Here is a 3184-nt window from a genome sequence, read left to right as displayed (position 1 = left end):
AGTTCTCCGCCCCACGCAGGAGGATAGCCCATTCCGATCGGGTAGCCTGAGCGGCTCGTCTTCTCAAAGCCGTATCGCGCCAACGTTCCGGAATACGCTTTGGCGATATCCTCGCAGAGGTTACCAGCCACCGCCTTTTCGAGCCCCGCCTGCATGCCATCAAGAACGGCTTTTTCCGCGTCGAGTATCTGCTGGCTCGGTTTGCCGAGGTAATAAGTCCGTGACAAGGGGCAGTGGTAGCGCTTATGAACGCCGGCGAGTTCGAAGAAGATACTCTCGTCGGCCCTAATTGGCTGATCCGTCCAGGTAAGGTGTGGGGCTGAAGCATCTGCGCCAGCGCCAAGGTTCGGCACGCAGGCTGGATAGTCTCCCCAGTAATCGTCCACGCCGCGCGTGCCGATAAAAGAGAGTTCTGCGATGACATCGGACTGCTTGACTCCCGGACGCAGCACTTCGCCGACACGCTGATACATGGCCTCAACGATTTTGCCGGCCCCCCGCATGTAGTCGATTTCTCGTGGGGACTTTACCAGCCGCTGCCAGTTGATCAGCCTGTCGGCATTTTTGAACTTCGCATTAGGAAGCGACGCTGACAGCACTTCGAATGATCGGGCTGAAAGGCATGCACTATCCTTTTCGACGCCGATCGTTGCCGAGCCATCGCCCTCATCCACAATGATCTGGGCTAGCGCCGACATTGCGTGCAGCGTGTCTGACTGGACATATTCGTCTCCATACCACTTGATGCGGTCTTCGCCGATATAGGCTGTCCTGCGGCAACCATTGGCGTCCATGCGCCGACCGAACCAGAGTGGATCTTTGTCCTTCGAGACCACAACACATTGGGGCGACGTAATAGGAGCAACCATCGTAGCCAGTCAGCCAGCCCATGTTGGCAGGATCGGTTACGACCAATAGGTCGATGCCGGCGTGCTCCATTGCCCCGCGCGCCTTTTCGAGACGTGTTTTGTATTCGGACAGCTCGAACCGTAACATTTGGTCGTTCACGTCAGATGCTCCCCATAACTTCCGAAAAGATATCTTCAAACGCGACTGGAAACCGAGGCGAGGGTCAGCTTGCAGAGGTCTGTGATGTCGTAAATGGGTAGTCCCGTTTTCGAACGAAGAGCGTCAGCAACGATTGGAAAGCCTGTGCATTCGAAGAGTATCATCGCGATATCGGGATGCTCAGCACGAAGTTGCGCGATGCGCTCGTCGACCTCCCGCTCAATCTGATCAACGTCGGTTCGGATGAACGGGCGGGCCAAAGCATTGCGTATATAAACGCCACCTTCGATCCCTCCGACGACGACGCGCCTCCGATCCGCAGGATTTTCGATGCCCAATAGGTCTTCACTGCAATGTCGCGAGTCGGCGGTCAAAACCGCAAGTTTTCTCCGCGGTGCAAGCTGCCGCAGTAGAGCCGGAATAAGGAGCAGGCTGGAAGTCACCACCGGCACATTGACTGCCGCTGAGATTGATTGCTGGTGACGGATAAAAAAACCGCAATCCGCAGTAATCACGCCGGCACCGCGGGCGACCAGTCGTTTGGCGGCAGCTACACAGGCGGTTTCGAGGGAGGCATCGCCAGGAATGATCACTTCTGCCAGAGCGCCCTCAACCATTTCTGCTACCACGGGTCGGTTGAAAGTCGCCGGGTGGAACAGCGATCCTTCGCGCGGAGCAAAAGTTGGGCTGTCTGCCGTCAGGCCTTCATCGAGCTCAAGAATTCCGAGAGTGAGATTGGTTTGCGAAGACATAAATGAAGCTCCATTGGTTCAAACAGCTTTTGCCGCTCTAAAAAGAATTCCTGTGCCACCTGCGTAAGAAAAGAGGACGATGAGCCCTCGCATTGCGCTTCCTGGAAGCGCCTTGCAAACTATGCGGTGTCCCCTTTGCGTTCTTGCGCCATATCCAAAACCTGCGATCGGTCAACGATGCTGCTTCACGCTTCTGTCGTCGCGCACCTGGCAAAGGCGAGATTGGCAATGGCGGTGTCTTGAATCCCAATCCCCCTCAAAGGCGCATGGTGATCTGGTTATCGTTGGCAGCAATCGCACCGATAACAAATCGGCGTGATGCCGCTCATCGCGCATTTTGGAAGAGCTCCCAGCAGTAGCGCACAGCCAGTTCAGTTGTCGGAACCAGAGTTTTATCCGAGACGCCAAAGGTCGGCGTGTGCACGCCGGACTCGTTTCCTGGCTCCTTGCTGCCGAACCAGAAATAGATCGATGGCAAACAGCTAGAATAGAAGCCGAAGTCATCGCTTCCGGAACTCGCTGGCCCTTCGACATCCTGTCCTCGCCGTCAGTCTGCACCACGAAGTGTTTGAACAGCGCGACCATTGCACTGTCGTTAACCACAGGAGGTTCGCCGGCATGCGAGTTGAACGCCGCGTGCCCGCGATGCATTGCAGCAACCCCTTCGGCGATCTCGCCGACGCGCTGGACTAATAGCTTTCTCCGCTCGGGACTGCTTGTCCGGATCGTTCCAGTCATCGTCACCGAGGGGCAGATGATGTTCGTCGCTTCACCACCGCGAATCGTCCCGATCGTGACGATAGCGCCATCGTCGACCGGCATTTCCCGTGACACGACTTTCTGCACTTCATTGATGAAGGCGCCCGCGATCGCAATTGCGTCCACCCCGAGATGCGGTTTGGCGCCGTGTGCCATGGTCCCGGTGAACTCGAGCGAGAATTGGTCTGCAGATTTCGTTACAGCGCCCGCACGAGCGCCGTATGAGCCCACAGCGATGTCCGTACGGACATGAAACCCGATGGCCGCGTCAAATCCATCGAGCAACTTTTCATCGACAACTGTCCTGCCGCCGAGGGGCTCCGCCTCTTCGGCCGGCTGAAAGAAGACCCGCAGCCTTCCTGAGAAATTTTCGCGCATGCGATGGAACGCAAGTGCCGTTCCCAAGGCGATGGAGCCGTGCATATCATGGCCGCAGGCATGCATCACGCCTGGCACCTGCGACTGGTAAGCCAGATCATCACGGGCTTCCTGGATGGGAAGGGCATCGATGTCGCCGCGCAGCGCGATCGAACGATTTGCGCCTGGTGCAAGACCCTGGATATCGACATAGACACCGGTCTTGTGAAAGGTCGTGACTTCGGTCAGGCCGAAACGGGCCAATGTTTCTAAAATGCGCTTCTGGGTTTTCCATTCGTTGTTGGATA

The 3184-nt window shown here is 56.8% G+C and carries 3 protein-coding genes; all 3 read right to left on the bottom strand.

Annotated features, from left to right (window positions below; genetic code table 11):
• On the bottom strand, nt 1–794 hold a 794-nt coding region (locus RCCGE510_RS36035; RefSeq protein WP_007637538.1), incomplete at its 3' end, for a Xaa-Pro peptidase family protein.
• A gap of 249 nt (nt 795–1043) precedes the next feature.
• On the bottom strand, nt 1044–1760 hold the full coding sequence (locus RCCGE510_RS34350) for a hypothetical protein (protein WP_007637535.1): 717 nt from the start codon (nt 1758–1760) through the stop codon (nt 1044–1046).
• Between the two features lie 171 nt (nt 1761–1931).
• A partial coding sequence (locus RCCGE510_RS32200; protein WP_007637532.1) for a M20 family metallopeptidase occupies nt 1932–3184 on the bottom strand: 1253 nt, incomplete at its 5' end.

Origin of the sequence: Rhizobium sp. CCGE 510, assembly GCF_000292525.1 — a bacterium.
GTDB lineage: Bacteria > Pseudomonadota > Alphaproteobacteria > Rhizobiales > Rhizobiaceae > Rhizobium.
This window is presented reverse-complemented; position numbering and strand designations above follow the sequence as displayed.

Excerpts from the sequence above, each read along its gene's own strand:
- RCCGE510_RS34350 (WP_007637535.1), bottom strand. The coding sequence starts at position 1,760 with ATGTCTTCGCAAACCAATCTCACTCTCGGAATTCTTGAGCTCGATGAA.